The following is a 19,323-nucleotide window of genomic DNA, read 5'->3' as shown; positions in this document are numbered from 1 at the left end:
AATCATAACTTTCACAGTGCTGATCCAGTACTGTGAAAGGGAAAACCTATTTTACGGCTGCAAGCATTTTCTGTGCCCGCTCATCCTGAAGCCAGCAATCTACATGATGATCCCGGCTTAAGTGAGTTTTATATGGATAGACCCGGTCACATACTTCCATTGCGAAGCCACATCGGGCAGCAAATGGGCAGCCAGCCGGCGGAGCGAATAAATCCGGCGGCGATCCGCCAATGGGAACTAGATCAGCTCCGTCCAAATCAAGACGCGGAACTGAATTCAGCAGGCCTTTCGTATAGGGATGCTGTGGATTGTAGAAGATTTCCCTTCGTTCTCCGGCTTCCACTATTTTTCCTGCGTACATGACGGCAATTCGGTCCGCTACTTGAGCGACAACGCCAAGGTCATGGGTAATGATGATAATGGATACTCCAGTCTTCTTCTGGATATCTTTAAACAAATCCAATATTTGAGCTTGTATGGTCACATCAAGTGCGGTTGTAGGTTCATCGGCAATCAGCACCTCGGGCTCACAGACAAGGGCCATGGCAATCACAATCCGCTGCCTCATCCCTCCGCTGAACTGGTGCGGGTAATGTTTCAATCTTTCGGACGGATTTGGAATCCCAACTAAATTAAGCATTTCCAGGGCCTTTTTACGGGCATCCTGCCGGGAAATGTTTTCATGCTGCATTATTCCTTCTATAATTTGCTCCCCAATTGTAATCGTAGGGTTCAAAGCCGTCATCGGATCCTGAAAGATCATCGAAATGTCTGCACCGCGAATATCCCGCATTTCAGACTCTTTTAATTTGGTCAGGTCCTTCCCTTTGAAAAGGACTGCACCATCAGCTATTCTCCCGGGCGGTGAGGGAATCAGCCGCATGATGCTCTGGGAAGTCACGCTTTTTCCGCAGCCGGATTCACCGACAATCGCAAGGGTTTCTCCCTTAAGCAGATCAAATGTTACTCCCCTTACAGCCTGGACTTCTCCGCCATAAGTGGTAAATGTGACATGCAGGTCTTTTACTTCCAGTACTTTTTCCATACTGCTACCTCCTTAACTTCGGATCAAGGGCATCCTGCAATCCGTCTCCCAGCACATTAAACGAAAACATGGTCAGGGAAATGAAAAAGGCAGGGAAGAACAGGCGCCACCAGTGACCTGATAGAATTGTAGATAGCCCATCATTGGCCATGGATCCCCAGCTGGCAAAAGGAGGCTGAATGCCTAATCCCAGAAAGCTCAGGAATGCCTCTGCAAAGATGGCTGAAGGAACGGTAAGTGTCATCTGTACAATAATAGGACCCATCGTGTTCGGAAGCAGGTTTTTCTTAATAATCCTCGAAGTTTTTGTCCCAAAAGTCTTTGATGCCAGTACAAATTCATAGTTCTTAATCTGCAGGACCTGCCCGCGGACAATCCGGGCCATCCCAACCCAGCCCGTCACAGAAAGGGCAAATATAATCGTGAACAAACCAGGTCCCATTACGACGCTGATTAAAATAACAACAAGCAAATAAGGAAGTCCATAAAGAATTTCCACAACCCTCATCATGGCATTATCTGTTCTGCCGCCTTTATAGCCGGCAATCCCGCCATAGATAACTCCGATTGCAAAATCAATCATGGCAGCAACAATTCCCACGAATAAGGAAATTCTTGCCCCATACCATGTTCTGGCGAATACATCTCTGCCCAGCTCGTCAGTGCCGAACCAATATTTCGATGATGGCGGAAGGTTCTGATTAGTCAGAGACTGCTCAGATACACTATGCGGGGAAATCATCGGTCCAAAAATAGACATAAAGGCTAAAGCAATAAGAAAGAATAACCCTGCCATTGCCAGCTTATTTTTCAAAAGCCGGCGCCATGCATCCTGCCAATAGGAAAGGCTCGGCCTTACAACTGCTTCCGCCGCATCCTGATCCTTGGCCTTAGGCACAAACCAGTCATCCGGAATATCAGGTGCAAGGTTGCGGTTATCATGCTGTTTGCGCAGTTCCATTAGCTCGCCTCCTTTTTGTGAAGCTTAATTCTCGGGTCTAAAATTCCGTAAGCAATGTCCACAAGGAACAGCATAATAATCAAAATTGAACTGTAAAAAACAGTGGTCCCCATTATGACGGGATAATCACGTGTATTGATGCTTTCTACAAAATACTTTCCCATTCCAGGAATGGCAAAGATTTTTTCAATGACAAACGTACCTGTCAAAATGCTTGCTGCCAGGGATCCCAATACAGTTACGACAGGCAGAAGGGCATTCCTCAGTGCATGCTTAAACACAATTTTTACTGGTGATAAGCCTTTGGCTTTGGCCGTTTTTATGTAATCCTGCGTCAGCACCTCCAGCATGCTTGAACGTGTCAGACGGGCGATAATTGCCATGGGCCCGGTCGCAAGCGCGAGAGTCGGCAGAATCATATGCTTCGGACTTGACCAGGTAGCCACCGGCAGGATTGCCAGGTTGACAGCAAGCTGCTGAATTAACAGTGTCGCAAGGACAAAGTTTGGCACCGATATCCCCAGAACAGCAATGGTCATCGCTAAATAATCAATAAAGCCATTGTGCCGGAGGGCAGCTATGATTCCGAGGGCAATTCCCGAAAAAACCGCCACGATCAATGTGACGATTCCCAGTTCGAAAGACACCGGAAAACCCCGGCCGAGCATTTCATTAACCGTCTGGGAAGATTTTTTAATAGATGGCCCAAAGTCGAATGTCACAACGGACTTCAAGTACATCCCATATTGGACATAGAGCGGTTCATCCAAATGGTAGAATTTCTCCAGATTCCGCTGAACCGCCTCACTTGTATTTCTTTCTTCATTAAAAGGCGACCCCGGTATGGAATGCATTAAGAAAAAAGTCAGAGTGATAATGAACCAAAGTGTGACGGCCATTGCGATAAGGCGTTTTATTATGTATCCAGTCATTCATTAACACTTCCTAACAGAATGTAGTTCTCATGGCCAGCTCAGTCATCACCAGCATTGCCTGGTATGCTTCAAGAATATCTTTAGCCTGATAGCGGACAATGGTTGTATTCTCTACTATCTCTGCACCAGGCATTAAAGCAGCCCACTCAGCCTGACCAAAGTTGGCAAATTCAATTTTCAATACAGGGTTTTCCGGCGGAACAAGCGGTTCTACAAGTTCCTTCCTGCTCAGAGCCTCTGCTGCTTTTTCTCTTAAAAGCTGTCCGGCTTTTGCAGGTGTCAGTGACTTCACGCTTGAGCGGGAAATCGTTTCCTTTACAACTGCAGTGGTGACATTCGGGATTAATTTTTCTGCTTCCAGAGCCGCCTGGTCATCTCCGCCCACCATGAGAACCGGTACGCCATGATAACCTGCCACATAAGCATTAAAGCCCATTTCCCCAATGGCATGGTCATTGATGTACATATGCCTTACACCGAATATCATGGAGTGGGACATCACTCCTTTCATGGAAGCACGTGCATGATAACCAACAAACATGGCACCGCTAAAGGTTGAATCAAGCCCCTGAACCATTGAGTATGGCTTCACATCGCCAGTAATCAGCTGTGTTTCAGGATGCATCCTTTCAATCAGCAGGTTATTCATTTTCGAGTGGCTGTCATTTACAATAACCTCGCTGCAGCCCTCATCAAAGGCAGCTGTTACCACATGATTTGCTTCATCAGTCATGATCACCCTGCTGCGTTCATAATTGTGCTTCGAAGAGTCTACATGAGTGTGATCAGCCAGACCCGTTATTCCTTCCATATCAACAGATAGATAAAGCTTCATTAATAATCCCCCAAATATTATATTGTTATAGTTTAATATTATAGATTATTTGCTATTTTCTGTAAAATTCATCTGTAATCTTCCTCTTATACAGGCAGAATGAAAAAAATCCAGCTATCGGAGAAAATAATGCTTTTCTCTGATAGCTGGATTTCATCTGCGGAAAACAGAAAAAGCAGCTCTACTTATTCATAATTTGTGTATATTTTATATGGGCATTTTTAAAGGCAACCATTAGTGCCTTTTGCGAGGAGCCGAAGTAGCGGCTTTCGATTTCTTCCATTACCTTGTCTGCTTCCAATATAGATTTGCCGACAAATATAGATTTAATAAATAGTGAGGTTAAGTTAATGGTAGATGAGCATTCTGCATCTACAATTTCATCTGTTTCCCTGTCAATTACAAGACCGATAAAAAAGCCATTGTATTTTTGCATAATCGGATTGTTCAATGATGTTTTGCTGTCTCCGATGATATAGACGGTATTTTGTCTGTACATGAACTAGCCTCCTGTAGAACCGGATATTATATGAGGCGTTTATGAGGTTATCATAAACATTCATTATAATGCATGGCCCGTACCAAAATTGTAATACAACAGAAGCTGTATTACAATCACTTTTCAACACTTTTCTAAATATTTTATCAATTATGGCTGTTCCTTTTCATTATTACCTAATCAGTTTTCTGAGCTGATTTGCCCTGCAAGTCTCAGTGCATGCTGAAGGAGGTCCTCCCCGCTCATAAGCTTGTCTCCCCCACCCTGTGCAAATAGAGGATTCCCCCCGCCTTTGCCGTTAATCTTCTGCAAAAGCTCTGTAGCAAGGCTCTTCATATCAGACCCGGAATCTGCTCCTCTGGCGCAAACAAATTGGAGTTTATCGGTGGTTTCATTGATTAGGATAACAACAGCATTTTCAGATTGGGAGGCGATTAGGCGGGCCAGTTTCTGGAGCTCCTGGATGGAGCGTCCCTCAAAGACCTTGCTGGTACACTCTCCGTTTCCTGCTGCGAATATTTCTTTTGCTTCATAAGCTAACAGTGCTTCCTTTTCTGCTTCCAGTTGTTTCTCCAGGTTCTTTCCGTTTTCTATCAAACGGCTGGCTGCTGAAGTCAAGTCCTGTTCTGGTGCATTAAGAAGCTGACTAAGATTTTTTGTGATTTCATGTTTGCTCTGAAGCTGAGCAAGGATCCGGCTCCCGCAGACAAACTGCACACGGATTTTCTTATTTTGGCGTTCCCAGTCTAATACTTTAATGCCGGTGACCTGGCCGGTTGAAGATGGGTGGGTTCCGCCGCAGCCGTTATAATCAAATTCCGGGATCATCACAAGCCGAATGTCTTCCCTTACAGACAGCTGCTTGCGGAGCGGAAATTGGGAAGCTTCTTCCGCACTCACCCACCTGGCTTCTATCGGCCGGTTCTCAAGAATGATGCGATTAGCCAATCTCTCCGCTTCTTCCGCATGCCGAACCGGCAATTCACTAATTTCCAGGTCAATGGTTAATGTTTCTTTGCCTAAATGAAAGCTTACCGTTTTATAGCCGTAAAGCTCTTCAAAGGCAGCCGATAAAATATGCTGTCCTGCATGCTGCTGCATATGATCAAACCGTCTGTTCCAATCGATTTCTCCTGATACACTGGAAATGGACGGGTCCAATTCCCTTTCTAAATAATGACGGATTTCTCCTTCAGCTTCTTCAACATCCACCACTTTTACGCCATTGAGTGTTCCCTCATCATGAGGCTGTCCTCCGCCAGTTGGATAAAAGGCTGTTTCTTTCAGGACGGCATATATCTTTTCCTTGTCATCTGCTGCCTGATATAAAAGTTCCGTTTCAAATGTTTGGATATATGGGTCTTCATAATAAAGTTTAATCAAAGCGAACCAACCTTCCTTGTGACTATTCTATTTTTAAAGTACCGATTATGCAGTTACAGGTCAAGCCACTTATTAGTCAAGGGGGAATTATTAGTAATTTTATCCACCCGGTTTATGGATGTGATGAAAAAGGTATGTACACCAATAGATAAGCAATAAATTATAAGGAGGATGATGAACATGGCAACAAACAAGCATATTGTAGGTGCATATGATACAGAGCAGGATGCTATTCAAGCGGTTGAAAAGTTAAGAGCGGAGGGATACCGCCCTGAAGATATTTCTGTAATCAGCAAAAATAAAGATGATGTGGATGCCGTTACAGAGGAAACAGGCACAAAAACTGAAGAAGGATTAGCTGCCGGAGCGGCAACAGGCGGAATTCTGGGAGGATTAACAGGTCTTCTGGCCGGTGTAGGCGCATTGGCCATTCCCGGAATCGGACCGATTGTGGCAGCCGGACCAATCGCAGCTACATTAACAGGAGCTGCTGTTGGCGCAGGTGCCGGCGGTATTGCAGGAGCACTTATCGGCATGGGCATTCCTGAAGAGGAAGCACACCGTTATGAAGCTGACGTCAAATCAGGAAAAATTCTTGTGTTAGTCGACCCTGAGACTAAGTCCGCCGATTTTACCGACGGCTATTCAGATACAAATCGTTCTGTTCTGGAAGGAGACCGGACAACCTATACAAACGCTGATCCTTTAAATCCAGGGGAGCTTGACCGCGGAACGAATGCTTTTAAGGATAACACCAGAAACAGCAGCAGTGTTTGGACAGATGAAAATCTGGACTCAAACCGTCCGCTAAGCGAAAAGCTTGACGACACGAAAACAGATGACTATACAGACCGTACTGTTTCGGCCTACAACGATGATGTGGATACCCGCTACAGAGATGCTTATGATTTTAATAACGTAAGGGAGAACCGCAATAACCCTTATAAAGGATAAAGAAAAAGGAGCTTTTCCCAAGAATGGGACGAGCTCCTTTTTTGCATTTATACACAGATAATGGCAGCAGCTCTCACATTTCAATACGGGATTCGCATTGAAAAAATTCCAGATTTTTCAGGCTTGTCCGCATAATTTTCAAAGTTATACTTAAATGTAATGGAATGGAAAAACAGAAATCTAGCGGGGGGAAATGATAATGAGAAGAGTGTTACCAGCACAAATTATTTCTCATAGTCAATTTGGTTACAAAAAGATACCATCAAGTGTCCAATGCGAGTGCCCTAAATGCAGTAAACCAAGTCTTTTTACGATAAAGGCAAATTATAATCATACAAGCAAGTCCAGCATACTTTCCCATGGAAATTGTTCTGCCTGCAAAAAGGAATCGGTTTTTATCATGATCCTTAATCAAGCTGAACAATCCAGCGACGGGACTATTCTCTATATCTATGATCCCAATTCAGCGAAAGAGCTCCTGACTCAGCTTGAGAAAATAAAGGAAGTGCCGGGAGACCTGACAAGAGCATACCGATCGGCATTAAATGTAAGCTATTCAAAAGATACAGTGGCTACTGCCGTGATGTCCAAACGGGTACTTGAAAGCATACTAAAAAACTTTCTCGGTGAAGAGGTCAAAGGGCAAAACCTTTCCAAGCAGTTTGAACAGCTGCCGGAGCATGTTGACTTAGCAAGGCCTCTGCAATCTTTAAGCCAGCTGGCACAGCCAGGCAGCGCCTTTTACCAGATGCTTGATCTTGAAAAAGATATTGATCAGGAAATGGCCTCTTTGCTGATGGAGCTCTTAGAGAGTTTAATAGAGTATTTATTTGTACTGCCGAATAAAATTGAAATGCTGCAGCAAAAACTAAATCAAAAACTGCATTGACTCCACAATTAACCCCCTTATCTTCTGATTAAGGGGGTATTTTTTATGCTTAATTATTTAACTGTTTTCTAATCTGGTCTTCTGCCTGCTTTAAAATTTCCTCGTCGCCAGCTTCTTTATTTGTAATGATATTCGTTTGATATTTTAAACCTTCATAGTCAACAGTTACTGTAATTTCTTTCATCTCTCTTGATCCTTTCCTGATGTTTTATTATATAAATACCAACAAAAGGACGATTTAAAACTTTTTATGTAAGTACTTTATTCATCCTTCAAATATTGCACGTTTGATTTCAGCACGAAGCACTCGCCTTCAGCGGGGCAGGGCGCTGAGCCTGCTCAACACTGCTTATGTGGGATCTCACCTGCTCCACTCCTCCCACAGGACGTTGAATAAGCTTCCTCAAGAAAACACCGGACGAAGAAAATGCGATAGCATTTTTTGCTGGATTAGCACCTTCCGCTCCACTCAACTCCTAGTCATTTTTCACATGCTCTTCAAAAATACTGGCCAGCCTTTCTTTCATTTCCTCTTCCGTTACAACAAGGCTATGGCTGCCCATTTTTGTTTTAAGGATAAGTTCGTAGCCTTCATTTACTTCTTGAGAATATCCATAGTATTTATGATTCAGATCGATTTTTTTGAAATGGAAGGATTTCAGCCTTTTCCATGGAACAAACTTGCTTCCGCTTATAAAGCCGTCATCATAGACAGCAAATACATTCAGCAGATCCTTGGCATTGATTAAAGGGATAAACAGAAGATAGAGATACGTCCAGCTGAATTTCATGTTATATTTTCCGAATATAAACATAGCGATTAGAAAAGCCAGCATGACAGCATACATCGTTAGTCCCAGCTTGTTTTTTGAGATAACAGGGGCATCCGCAGATTTCTGAGGGAATTTCCTTACTGTTTTCAGATCAGTCCTGTCAAAAGGAATCAGGGCAGGTTTCTTCATTTGCGCTATTAAAATAATGTAATGATAGCTGTAATAGATAACGATTAATAGAAATAGAACCTCGAAAATTAATCTCATTATACCCGCCTCCTTAATATTCTCTACGATTATCCCAATGATAAAGTTTCATCTCTACAAATTAATGTAAAATTTTTGATTGTGAAAACAAACTAATTCGAATATAATCTAATTAGATATTTATCTAATCAATTATTTCCATCATCCATCAAATTAGATACATATCGAATTAACATTCGCAGAGGTGCGGAAATAATGACAAATTGGACTGTATGGAAACAGGAAGCAAATTATCAAAAGCTCTTTTGGGCTGGTGTCATTAATGGAATCGGAAATCGGTTTACACAGGTTGCGCTGCTTGCACTGTTATACCATGTAACAGGTTCCGGAGTAGCGATTGGGCTATTATTTGCCATTCGCATGGCACCTTTTTTCTTCATTGCTCCAATAGGCGGAATGCTGGCAGACCGTTTTTCCAAAAAGGCCATTCTGGTGGCAGTAGACCTGTTGAGAGTGCCTGCTGTCCTGGGGCTGCTTTTCGTAAGGGAAGCAGGGGATTTATGGATTGTTTATGCAAGTGCATTCCTAATCGCAGCGGGAGAAGCCATCTACTCACCGGCCAGGATGTCTGCGATACCTGCCCTTGTAAAATCAGATAGGCTCATATATGTTAATGCGATTGAACAAGTCATGATCGGGGCCGTCCTCATTATTGGATCAAGCACCGGAGGAATCCTCGCCTACTTTCTAGGAAACAATGCTGCTTTCATGATTAACGGCCTTACCTTCCTGTTGTCAACATATCTAATCTCCAGGATGGTTTTCCCGGCTGTCTCAGAGGAAAATAGAAAAAAAACGAAAACTTCTGCTGCGGTTTCGCCAGCGAGGCTTATACTTGGCTCTTCTGCACTGATTGCCTTTTTTATCATGATGCTGACCATGCCGCTCGCCAATGGAATTGACAATATTCTTGTAAGCATTTATGGTCTGGAAGTTTTTGATATGGGAGAATTAGGCGTTGGATTTATGTATGGCGCACTGGGGGTTGGGCTCATTCTTAGCTCATTCTTTTCTCATATGATCAAGAAGGGCCTCCTGATACTCGCGATCATCTTTATCGCTTTAGAAGGCACTGGCCATATTATATTAAGCCTCGCACCAAGCTTTTATACAGCACTTTTCACCGTTGTGCTGATCACCTTTGCGGGCGGCCTTGGCAACATCTGCCTGGACACGGTCATGATGAAATTCATACCCCGATCCAAACAGGGAACCTTTTTTGGTTTAATGCAGATGGTTTCAAACCTTTCCCTGGCTATCTCCATGGGTGCAGCAGGATTCCTTCTGGAGATTTTTGATCCGAGGACTCTTAGCCTGATTATTGGCTTATCGTATCTTATTTTTACTATTATGTATGCACTTCTGTTTTCAAGAGTGGATCTTGTAAAAGAAAAGAGGGAGTTGATTAGGGGAATTTAGTTTTCAGAGTCTGAGTATTGTTTTCATTATGATCTGTCTGGAAAGCTGATGTGACGCGAAGTGACCGATATAATAAGAATCTGACTTATATCCTCACACAGGCTCTTAAAATACCGCAAATTTTATGAATAACGTAATTCCGACTAGAATCCCAGAAAAAGAATAGCTTGAAAAGCGAAAAAAGCCCTGCAAGTTTTTAAAACCTGCAGGGCTTTTTTTTAGTTTTCTTCGATTTCTCTGCGATTTTTCTTAAACATTTTAGATAATACTTCGTACACAATTGGCACAATGATAAGGGTCAATAGCGTCGAACTTGTCAGACCGCCGATAACGGTAATCGCAAGGCCTTTGGAGATAAGCCCTCCGCCGCCAGAGCCGATGGCCAATGGAATTAATGCACCAATTGTCGCAATGGCTGTCATCAGGATTGGGCGAAGTCGGGTTGCCCCTGCTTCCAGCACCGCTTCCCTCATGACCAGACCGTCACGTTCCATATGGATGATCCGGTCCACCAGAACGATGGCATTGGTTACGACAATACCAATTAGCATTAATAGTCCCATCATGACCGATACAGAAATCGTTTCGCCGGCAATTAATAAGCCAACGAAAGAACCAATCACGGCAAATGGAAGGGAGAAGAGAATCGCAAATGGCGCCACACCTTCACGGAATGTAACGACCAAAATGAAGTACACAATCGCGATGGCTGCAAGCATTGCAGCGCCAAGCTGTGTGAACGTCTCAGTCATGTCTGCCTGAACACCCGCAACTCCGACTGTTACACCCTTAGGCAGATCCAATTCATCAATCGCTTCATCTGTTTTAGAAGTAGCCTTTGAGATGTCATCGCCTTTCACCGTACCTGACACGGTTGCGTAGTACTCGCCTTTACTGCGCGCAAGCGTATTATGCGTTGTTCCTTCTTTCACTGTGACAAGCTCGGAAAGAGGCATAGTTGTACCCATCGCTGTCGGCACCTGTGTTGCCAGGATATCATCAATGGATTTCGGCTGTTCCGCTTTCTCCTGCTGGACAATGACTTCAAGCGTTTCACCGTCTTTTTCAATCGTTGTCAGAACATCCTTGGTGGCTGACGGATTCAGCATCATGACAATTTGTCCGGCTGTCAGACCGTACTGCAGCAGTTCATCCTGTTCAACATTGAAGGTATATTCAACAAATGCGTCTTCTGCACTTGAAGAAACATCCTCCAATTCTTCATTTTCCTTCATTACGTCTTCTACCATTTTGACAGAGTCATTCAGTTTATCTAAATCTTCACTGTAGAATGTGTAGCTGACTTCATTGGTTGAACCGGACATCGAAGAGAAGTTCTGGCTCTTCCATTCACCTGATTGTCCGATATTAAACACATAATCTTCTATTTCTTCACGGACTTCAGGGAAATTATCCATTTCAGGTTCAAAGATCAGGTACATTAAGGCTCCGCCTGCTCCTCCGCCCATCATGGCAGCCATTTGATCCGCTTCTTCGGTTACAGATATTTGAACGATGTCAATATCATCACGCTTTAGCATCTCTTCTTCTACTGCTTCAACGTTCTTTAATGTCTCATCTTTAAGTTCTCCAGCTTCAGGCGTGTATGTTAGATACATCACTTTCTCTTCTTCACTGCCCATAAAGCTGAATCCAATCATTGGTGTCAGAGCTAAGCTTCCCGCTAGCAATACTACTGCAATGATGGATGTAATAATCTTATGATTAAGAGATTTCTCAAGAATGCCTTTATACCATTTTGATAGCTTTCCAGCTTCTTTATGGCTGCCTTCCGTTTTTTCACTGTACAGCTTCTTTCTAAACAAGAAGTGAGACAGTGCTGGAACAATTGTAATGGCCACAAGGAGTGAAGCACCAAGCGCAAACGTCATCGTCAAAGCGAATGGCATAAACAGCTCGCCGACCATGCCTCCTACAAAAATGAGCGGGGCGAATACAGCAACCGTTACTAATGTAGACGAAAGGATTGGTTTGAACATCTCGATGGTAGCTTCACGAATAAGTGCCCGCCCTGTTAGTTTTTCTTCTTTTAAATGCAGGCGGCGGTAAATATTTTCAACCACAACGATAGAGTCATCAATTACTCGGCCGATGGCAACCGTAATGGCTCCAAGCGTCATAATGTTCAAGGTAATATTCATCCAGTTCAGCAGCAGCAAAGCCATGAAAATCGAAACTGGAATAGATACGATTGAAATAATCGTGGATTTAAAATCACGCAGGAACAGTAAAATAATCAAAACTGCAATCAGCCCGCCAAACACAGCTTTTTCAATCATGGTTGAAACAGATTCTTCAATTGGCTTACCCTGGTCAAGTGAAAGATCTATAACTAGACCCTCGACCTTTTCTTTTTCTTCCTTGATTAAATCCTTGACACTGTTGACCACTTCAACGGTGTTTGCCTGCTGTTCTTTCACAATTTGAATCGCAATGGCGTCATTACCATTTGTACGGGAAACAGATTGCACTCTGCCGACGGTATCAATCTCGGCAATGTCACTCAGCTTCACAAAAGGTGACTGGTTTTGTGCCGTTGGTGTTACTGGGATGAGCATGTTCTTTAATTCATCCTCGGTCATGAACTTGCCGTCTACTGCGACAGCCTGTTCTCCTTCCTCAAACTCGTAAAGCCCCAATGATACAGCCATGTTGCTTGCCTGAATCATTTCCTTTACTTTATCTTCCGTCAGCTCCAGCTCAGCCAGTTTTTCTTCGTTGTATGTGAGCTGCACCTCTTCCACATGCTGACCAGTGATGGTCGCTGATGCTACACCATCAATTTTTTCTATTTTTGGAAGTATGATATCTTCTACAGTTGAGGTTAACTCAACAATATCCTCTGATTTACTGCTTACACTCAGTGCAGCAACCGGCATCATATTCATGCTGATGGCCGTGATGGAAGGTTCCTGTGCTCCTTCCGGCAGCTCCACTGCATCAAGAGCTGATTGGAGAGCCCGCTTGGCTTCGTCCATATCAATACCATAGTCATATTCCACTTGGATATTTGACATGTTAGAATATGAATTTGAGTAAACTGATTTAACATTTTCAAGGCCTTCTACGGCTTTTTCAATTGGGATGGACACATCTTCCATCACTTTTTCAGGAGTCGCCCCCGGATATACGTCCATTACCATTAAGTAAGGAATTGAGACATCCGGAATGGTCTCCATATTCATCCGCGTACCTGAATAGATGCCAGATACCGTGATAATAATTGTTAACAGCCAGACTGCAAGTTTATTCTGCAGGACAAAATTCACTAAACCTTTCACTTGTGCACCTACCCTTAATTGACTTGTTAGACTCAATTACATATAATAATGACTGGTTGGTCATTTGTCAATCAAAAAGGAGTGACACCATTACATGAGCAAAAAGCAATTAATTATGGAAAGCGCTTTAGAACTCTTTGCAAAGCAAGGGTTTGAAGCTACCTCTGTACAGCAGATCACAGAGCACTCCGGTATTTCCAAAGGAGCTTTCTACTTATCATTCAAATCAAAAGATGAATTGATCATGGCCTTGATTGATCATTTTATGGAGCAATTCGTTTCAGATATTGACCATATAGTCAAAGACTCGAATAACAGGGGCGAAGAGCTTTTAAGAAAGTTTTTTTACACCACGTTCCACTCCTTTCAAAAGCATTCAGACTTTGCCAAGATTTTCATCAAAGAACAGGCACATACATTTAACGAAGAGCTTATATCAAAAGGGCGTCACTTTGACCAATTAATCGATGATATTACTCTATCCATGCTTGATCAGTTATACGGAGAAACCGTCCAGCATACAAAATACGATATAATCTATTGCATCAAAGGCTTTATGCATGTGTACTCTCATTTATTTTTATTTTTCAATGTGCCTTTGGATTTGGACCTTCTATGCCGATCACTTGCAGAGAAGACAGAACTTCTTGCAAAGCATTCGACTATCCCGTTTATAACCGATGAGCTTTACGAGATGTTCAGGAAAACGGGACATGAAGAGATGACTCACGGGCAACTAATTGAAGTTATGGAGCAAAAAATAGAGGAATTAGAAGACTCGATTGAAAAGGAATCCCTCATCCTGCTAAAGCAGGATGTACAGGAGCGCAGCTTGAATCCTGCTATCGTAAAAGGGCTGATTACAAATATCAGAAACAACCCTCATTGCAGATGGATTGCTTATCTGCTACTCCATTTCTATGAGATTTAGACCATGAAAGGCAGAATGCTTTAGCAGGCATCCTGCCATTTTCCTGCTATATAGGATTATTACCGCATAGTGTTTTTTTATTTTTTTACTTTTGAAACAGTCAGCCCATCACCGATAGGAATAAGCACAGATTCCAATTGAGGATGGTTAGCAACTGTTTCATTAAATTTTTTCATGAATTCAGTATGACGTTCAGGTTCAGCACTCTCGTCTGCTACACTGCCTTTAGCCAGTACATTATCACAAACAATTAAAGCTCCATTTTCCGCTAGTCTGATGCAATAATTCAGATAGTTTTCGTAATTTTCTTTATCTGCATCGATAAAGAAAAAATCAAATTGTCTATTATCGCTAACAAGCTGGTCGAGACTTTGCAAAGCTGGTCCGATTAAATATGATACTTGACTGCCAAAACCAGCTTTAGACAGATTAGTATTTGCTAATTTTGCGTAGCTCTCCATAAGTTCAAGGGAAGTTAATGTTCCCGACCGATCGAATCCCCTGGCTAAGCAAATCCCGCTATACCCCCCAAGGGCCCCGATCTCAAGTACACTTTTTGCCCCCGACATAGATACTAGCAGCGTAAGAAGCTTACCAGTAGAAGGAGATACTGATATGGATCGCATACCGTTCTCTTTTATGGAAATAAGAACTGCCTCTAAAATATCATCCTGGCTGTAAAAAACTGAATCGATATATCTGTTAATTTGTTTCATTTTCCCCGCCCCTTTTTATTTTTTTCTCTTCATTGGAATCTTTCACTAAATCTTCCTTATCTTCCGTTTTGCTAGCTGTTTCCCCTTCTTCAAATTCGTAAAGCTCAAATAACTGTACGAATTCACTGATCACCATATCAATTGCTTTTAGCTCCCCGACTAGTATCGGATTAATTGATTGCAGCTCTGGCGTTTCTAATTGTTTCTTTAGTGCAGAACGTTTAAGGCTCATTCTCTCTAAAAAGGTAAGGGCTCTTCCTCTGCGAAATGTTTTTGCACTGCGATCCCTTCGTTCAAGACCATCATTTTGATGTCTGTTTTCACCACGAACTCTATCAAATGTATACGAAGTATTATTTTGAATTGTATACAAATGTATACAACAAGTCAGTGAAAAGGGACTGCCAGAGGGTCAGTTCTCACTGACATTCTGGACAGTCCCTTACATAGTTTATTTCAACTCATCTAAAACTTCCTCAATTTTAGCAAGCTCGGATTGTAAACCGCCTCCACTTAGGTACCATAGAGGGCCATCTAAGTAAACGATTCTTTCATTTTTAAAGGCATCTGTTTTCTTAATGATATCGTTTTCCATATCAGCTTCAATATTAGAGTCGCCACCAGTAGCTGCTGTACGGTCAATTACAAATAGCACTTGTGGGTTAAATTCCAGGATGGCTTCAAAGCCGAAGTTAGAACCGTGAGAAGAAGACTCGATATCTTCTGTTACCGGCTTGAATCCATAAATGTCATAAATGTAGCCGAAACGGGAATTTGTTGCAAAACCTGATAATTTACCTTCATTGTACATTGTAACTAGAGAGGTTTCGTAGTTTCCAGCTAAAGCTTTGATTTCTTCTAAAGCTGAATCATATTTTGCCATGTACTCTTCAGCTTCTGCTTCTTTATCAAACATTTTCGCCGCTAGATCTACAGAAGATTGGAATGTGTTCCAGTAGTCAGCCTCAGACGTACCAACAAACACAACAGGAGCGATTTCTTTTAATTCTTCATAGAATGCTGACTGACGCCCAGAGATAAAGATTACATCCGGATCCATTTCAGCGATATCTTCAAGTAAAGGTTCCTTTAATCCACCAACGCTTTTATACTCTTCAGAAGCGTATTTTTCAAGGTGAGCTGGCAGGGTAGAATCTTTTGCAACCCCAACAATTCCTTCAACACCTAGAGCATCTAATGTATCTAAGAAACCATAATCGAATACAGCAATTTTTTCTGGCATCTTTTCAAATTTCACATCTTCAAAGTTAGTTGTACCGCCCTCATTGCCTTCTGTTGAGGCAACTGTCGGAGATACCGTCATTGGATAGGCTGCGTTTCCTTCTGTTCCAGTTCCATTTGTTTCTTCCTCTGCTGCTTTATCAGCTGATTCTTCTTTTGAAGCTTCTTCGCTAGAACCACATGCGGCAAGCAATAATACCATAGCTGTTAACAATGCATAAAATAGTTTTTTCATCTTTCTTAACTCTCCCTTTTTATTTATTATTTGATATTGATTATCATTATCAATCATGATGATAATTATTATTGAATAATCTTTATTAGTCAATAACTTTTTGATGTTTTTTTAAATTTTCTTCCAATTTTTCAGGAATCTGACACAAAAAAAAGCTAATCCCTGAAGAAATACAATAGATTTCTCCAGGTATATTTATTACTTCAAAGTTTACGTATGTGAATTAAAATAGACACAAATTCTGCAGCCATTCTGTTCTTGAATGGGAATATCCATATCATAAATTTCACGAAGCACTTCAGAATTTATGATTTCATGGGTCGGCCCATTTCTCATCAGCCGGCCATTTTTCAACGCTACGATACGATCAGAATAAACAGATGCAAAATTTATGTCATGCAAAACAATGACAACTGTCTTTCCAAGTTCATCAACAAGCTTGCGCAAAATTTTCATAATTTGAACTGAATGCTTCATATCCAGGTTATTTAAAGGCTCATCCAGCAGGATATAATCCGTATCCTGAGCAATGACCATTGCAATAAATGCCCGTTGCTTTTGACCACCTGATAATTCATCTAAATATTTGTCTTCCATATCAGCTAAATTCATATATTCAATGGCTTGATCAACAAACTTTTCGTCTTCAGCCGCTAAACGTCCTCTTGAATAGGGATAGCGCCCAAATGAAACAAGCTCACGCACTGTTAACCTCACATTAAGGTAATTGGCTTGTTTCAAAATAGATACTCTCTTTGCAAAATCCGAAGACTTCCACTTTTTCACATTATTCTGATCGAGTAATACCTCACCTGTATCTGCTTCTAATAAACGGCTTACCATAGAAAGAAGTGTTGATTTACCAGCACCATTCGGTCCAATAAAAGAGGTGATGGTCCCCGGCTCGATTGTGACTGTAACATCCTCTACAACAGGCTTTTTACCAAATTGTTTTGTTAATCCTTTGATTTCAATCATCCTGCTGCCCTACTTTCCTTAAGTAATAGATAAATAAAGTAAATACCACCGATAAAGTTAATAATGACACTTAATGTTGTACGCAACTCAAAAATATGCTCCACAAGGAAATTACCGCCGACCAATGCAATAATACTGATCAAGCTCGCCCCTAATATGTGGATGGAGTGTTTATACGTCACCAGATACTGATAGGAGAGATTGGCAACAATTAATCCAAAAAATGTAATTGGGCCGACAAGCGCTGTAGATGTAGCAATTAAAACAGACGATAAAATTAAAATTCTCATTACCATGCCGTCATAATTAATGCCAAGATTTATCGCATTTTCGCGGCCAAGTGACATAACATCCAGTTTATCCATAATGAGGTAGCCATAGAGAAAAGCAAGAAATAGGATGCCAATTGAAATAAATAATAACTCAGCTTTTACGTTTGTAAAGGTCGCAAACAACCGGCTTTGAAGACTTAAATATTCGACTGGATCTATCAATACTTGCAGGAATGTGACAAAGCTTCCCAGAAGTGTCCCTATAATCATCCCTATTAATAGAAGAAAATAAATGGGATGCTTATCAGCCCTGAACAAAAACCGATATAAAATCAAAGCAAAGACGACCATGGCAAAAATGGCTGCGCCAAAGTTTAAATATTTATTTAACACCCACACTGACATCGACCCTGCAAAGAAGTAGATTAATGTTTGTACTACTTGATACATAGAATCAAGGCCCATAACAGAAGGTGTTAAAATACGGTTATGCGTAATTGTCTGGAACACAACTGTAGAATAAGCAATTGCGATTCCTGTAATAATCATTGCTGTAACTCGGAGCATACGCTTAGGAAAGGCATAATCAAAGCCGCCTTTAATATCATAAAAGCCATATAACAAAATAAACACAAGGGCAATAGCTGCTAGAATCATCAGTTTTGTACTATTTCGCATATGCTCTCCCCCTAAGCAGCATCGTTAAGAAGATTGCACTGCCTATCACTGCCACTGTTACATTAACTGGAATTTCATAAGGATGAATGATGATACGCCCTAGAATGTCACATATTAATAAGAAGACAATTCCTAACACCGCTGTATGCGGAATTGTTTTGCGCAGGTTGTCACCTAAATATAAGGAGACAATATTGGGAACTATTAGTCCTAGAAATGGAATAACCCCGACAGTAAGGACAACCGTTGTCGATATAACCGCAACAAGGACCAGACCAATATTTAGTACTAGTTTATAACTTAAACCAAGATTTCTCGCAAAATCTTCACCCATTCCTGCAACTGTAAATTTATTCGCATAAAGATACGCTAGAATAATAGCTGGAATACTAACATATAAGAGTTCATAACGGCCAGCAATAATCAAAGTGAAACTTCCCATAAGCCAGGAAGATATATTTTGCAGCAGATCCGCTTCATATCCAAAGAACGTTGTAATGGAAGATAGTATATTCCCATACATAATTCCGATTAATGGAACAAAAATAACATCTTTAAATTTTATACGATCTAAAATCTGCATAAAGAGAAATGTACCTGCTAAAGCAAAGGCAAAACTAAAAATAACTTGCTGTGTATAGGTTACATTCGTAAAAAACAGCATGGAAATTAAAATACCCAGTTTTGCCGCATCCAAAGTTCCAGCAGTTGTTGGTGATACAAATTTATTTCGGCTTAAAGACTGCATAATTAAACCGGCAATACTCATCCCTGCCCCCGCTAATATTATCGCCAATAACCGTGGGATGCGGCTAATAAGGAAAATATGTGTTTCATCTGATTCCCAATTAAGCAGATCCTTAGGCGTTATATCTATTGCTCCGATAAATAGCGAGATAAAAGACAGAACGATGGCTGCAATTCCTAACATCCATAATCTCATTAATAACCCTCATAACATGTTTATTATCATTTCAACAATTGAAAAGATCTTTATTCCAAGCTAAGG

19 protein-coding genes are annotated in these 19,323 nt (G+C 41.5%); 4 read left to right on the top strand and 15 right to left on the bottom strand.

What is annotated here, in order from left to right:
* Positions 1 to 46: 46 nt before the first annotated feature.
* The 6 genes from ACR42H_RS01150 to ACR42H_RS01125 all read right to left on the bottom strand — a co-directional run bounded on the left by ACR42H_RS01150 (position 47) and on the right by ACR42H_RS01125 (position 5,658).
* Positions 47 to 1,045, bottom strand: a complete 999-nt coding sequence (locus tag ACR42H_RS01150; RefSeq protein ID WP_113885064.1) for an ABC transporter ATP-binding protein — start codon at positions 1,043 to 1,045, stop codon at positions 47 to 49.
* A 4-nt stretch (positions 1,046 to 1,049) separates the two neighbouring features.
* Positions 1,050 to 2,006 (bottom strand): ABC transporter permease, encoded by a 957-nt coding sequence (locus ACR42H_RS01145; protein ID WP_217035946.1) that lies wholly within the window; start codon positions 2,004 to 2,006, stop codon positions 1,050 to 1,052.
* A complete protein-coding gene (locus tag ACR42H_RS01140) occupies positions 2,006 to 2,938 on the bottom strand; it encodes an ABC transporter permease (RefSeq protein ID WP_113885066.1) in 933 nt (310 codons plus the stop codon). The genes ACR42H_RS01145 and ACR42H_RS01140 overlap by 1 nt, the downstream gene beginning before the upstream one ends.
* A gap of 13 nt (positions 2,939 to 2,951) precedes the next feature.
* Complete coding sequence (locus ACR42H_RS01135) at positions 2,952 to 3,776, bottom strand: M55 family metallopeptidase (protein WP_436374497.1); 825 nt, start codon at positions 3,774 to 3,776, stop codon at positions 2,952 to 2,954.
* A gap of 181 nt (positions 3,777 to 3,957) precedes the next feature.
* Positions 3,958 to 4,275 (bottom strand): DUF3870 domain-containing protein, encoded by a 318-nt coding sequence (locus tag ACR42H_RS01130; protein WP_035331889.1) that lies wholly within the window; start codon positions 4,273 to 4,275, stop codon positions 3,958 to 3,960.
* A 180-nt stretch (positions 4,276 to 4,455) separates the two neighbouring features.
* Positions 4,456 to 5,658 carry an alanyl-tRNA editing protein gene (locus ACR42H_RS01125; protein WP_436374495.1) on the bottom strand — a complete coding sequence of 401 codons (1,203 nt, stop codon included), beginning with the start codon at positions 5,656 to 5,658 and terminating at the stop codon, positions 4,456 to 4,458.
* Between the two features lie 180 nt (positions 5,659 to 5,838).
* Here ACR42H_RS01125 and ACR42H_RS01120 point away from each other — a divergent pair, with 180 nt between their 5' ends.
* Positions 5,839 to 6,612 carry a general stress protein gene (locus ACR42H_RS01120; RefSeq protein ID WP_436374493.1) on the top strand — a complete coding sequence of 258 codons (774 nt, stop codon included), beginning with the start codon at positions 5,839 to 5,841 and terminating at the stop codon, positions 6,610 to 6,612.
* 199 nt (positions 6,613 to 6,811) lie between these two features.
* Positions 6,812 to 7,501: a hypothetical protein gene (locus tag ACR42H_RS01115; protein ID WP_436374491.1), complete on the top strand. Its 690-nt coding sequence runs from the start codon at positions 6,812 to 6,814 to the stop codon at positions 7,499 to 7,501.
* Positions 7,502 to 7,550: 49 nt separating this feature from the next.
* On the opposite strand, the gene ACR42H_RS01110 is transcribed toward ACR42H_RS01115, so the two are convergent.
* Both ACR42H_RS01110 and ACR42H_RS01105 read right to left on the bottom strand, forming a co-directional pair.
* Positions 7,551 to 7,685: a BA3454 family stress response protein gene (locus tag ACR42H_RS01110; RefSeq protein ID WP_113885071.1), complete on the bottom strand. Its 135-nt coding sequence runs from the start codon at positions 7,683 to 7,685 to the stop codon at positions 7,551 to 7,553.
* Between the two features lie 292 nt (positions 7,686 to 7,977).
* Positions 7,978 to 8,541 carry a hypothetical protein gene (locus ACR42H_RS01105; RefSeq protein ID WP_436374489.1) on the bottom strand — a complete coding sequence of 188 codons (564 nt, stop codon included), beginning with the start codon at positions 8,539 to 8,541 and terminating at the stop codon, positions 7,978 to 7,980.
* Positions 8,542 to 8,736: 195 nt separating this feature from the next.
* On the opposite strand from ACR42H_RS01105, the gene ACR42H_RS01100 reads away from it, so the two are divergent.
* Complete coding sequence (locus ACR42H_RS01100) at positions 8,737 to 9,960, top strand: MFS transporter (protein ID WP_436374487.1); 1,224 nt, start codon at positions 8,737 to 8,739, stop codon at positions 9,958 to 9,960.
* A gap of 218 nt (positions 9,961 to 10,178) precedes the next feature.
* Here the strand turns inward: ACR42H_RS01100 and ACR42H_RS01095 are convergent, their stop codons facing one another.
* Positions 10,179 to 13,262, bottom strand: a complete 3,084-nt coding sequence (locus tag ACR42H_RS01095; protein ID WP_436376798.1) for an efflux RND transporter permease subunit — start codon at positions 13,260 to 13,262, stop codon at positions 10,179 to 10,181.
* Between the two features lie 94 nt (positions 13,263 to 13,356).
* On the opposite strand from ACR42H_RS01095, the gene ACR42H_RS01090 reads away from it, so the two are divergent.
* Positions 13,357 to 14,193 (top strand): TetR/AcrR family transcriptional regulator, encoded by an 837-nt coding sequence (locus ACR42H_RS01090; RefSeq protein ID WP_436374485.1) that lies wholly within the window; start codon positions 13,357 to 13,359, stop codon positions 14,191 to 14,193.
* A gap of 77 nt (positions 14,194 to 14,270) precedes the next feature.
* Here the strand turns inward: ACR42H_RS01090 and ACR42H_RS01085 are convergent, their stop codons facing one another.
* The 6 genes from ACR42H_RS01085 to ACR42H_RS01060 all read right to left on the bottom strand — a co-directional run bounded on the left by ACR42H_RS01085 (position 14,271) and on the right by ACR42H_RS01060 (position 19,257).
* Positions 14,271 to 14,909, bottom strand: coding sequence for an O-methyltransferase (locus ACR42H_RS01085; RefSeq protein ID WP_436374483.1), 639 nt, complete (start codon positions 14,907 to 14,909; stop codon positions 14,271 to 14,273).
* Positions 14,896 to 15,282, bottom strand: coding sequence for a hypothetical protein (locus tag ACR42H_RS01080; RefSeq protein ID WP_436374481.1), 387 nt, complete (start codon positions 15,280 to 15,282; stop codon positions 14,896 to 14,898). Before ACR42H_RS01080 ends, ACR42H_RS01085 begins: the two co-directional genes overlap by 14 nt.
* Before the next feature lie 78 nt (positions 15,283 to 15,360).
* Complete coding sequence (locus ACR42H_RS01075; RefSeq protein ID WP_436376796.1) at positions 15,361 to 16,386, bottom strand: siderophore ABC transporter substrate-binding protein; 1,026 nt, start codon at positions 16,384 to 16,386, stop codon at positions 15,361 to 15,363.
* Positions 16,387 to 16,596: 210 nt separating this feature from the next.
* A complete protein-coding gene (locus ACR42H_RS01070) occupies positions 16,597 to 17,364 on the bottom strand; it encodes an iron ABC transporter ATP-binding protein (RefSeq protein ID WP_113885079.1) in 768 nt (255 codons plus the stop codon).
* Positions 17,361 to 18,314 (bottom strand): iron chelate uptake ABC transporter family permease subunit, encoded by a 954-nt coding sequence (locus ACR42H_RS01065; protein WP_436374478.1) that lies wholly within the window; start codon positions 18,312 to 18,314, stop codon positions 17,361 to 17,363. Before ACR42H_RS01065 ends, ACR42H_RS01070 begins: the two co-directional genes overlap by 4 nt.
* Positions 18,304 to 19,257 (bottom strand): ABC transporter permease, encoded by a 954-nt coding sequence (locus tag ACR42H_RS01060; protein WP_009336388.1) that lies wholly within the window; start codon positions 19,255 to 19,257, stop codon positions 18,304 to 18,306. The genes ACR42H_RS01065 and ACR42H_RS01060 overlap by 11 nt, the downstream gene beginning before the upstream one ends.
* Between the last annotated feature and the right edge of the window lie 66 nt (positions 19,258 to 19,323).

It is taken from the genome of Cytobacillus sp. BC1816 (assembly GCF_051353635.1).
GTDB classification, from domain to species: Bacteria; Bacillota; Bacilli; order Bacillales; family Cytobacillaceae; genus Cytobacillus; species Cytobacillus oceanisediminis_C.
The sequence above is the reverse complement of the archived record's forward strand: the minus strand, read 5'-3'. Positions and strand labels throughout refer to the sequence as shown.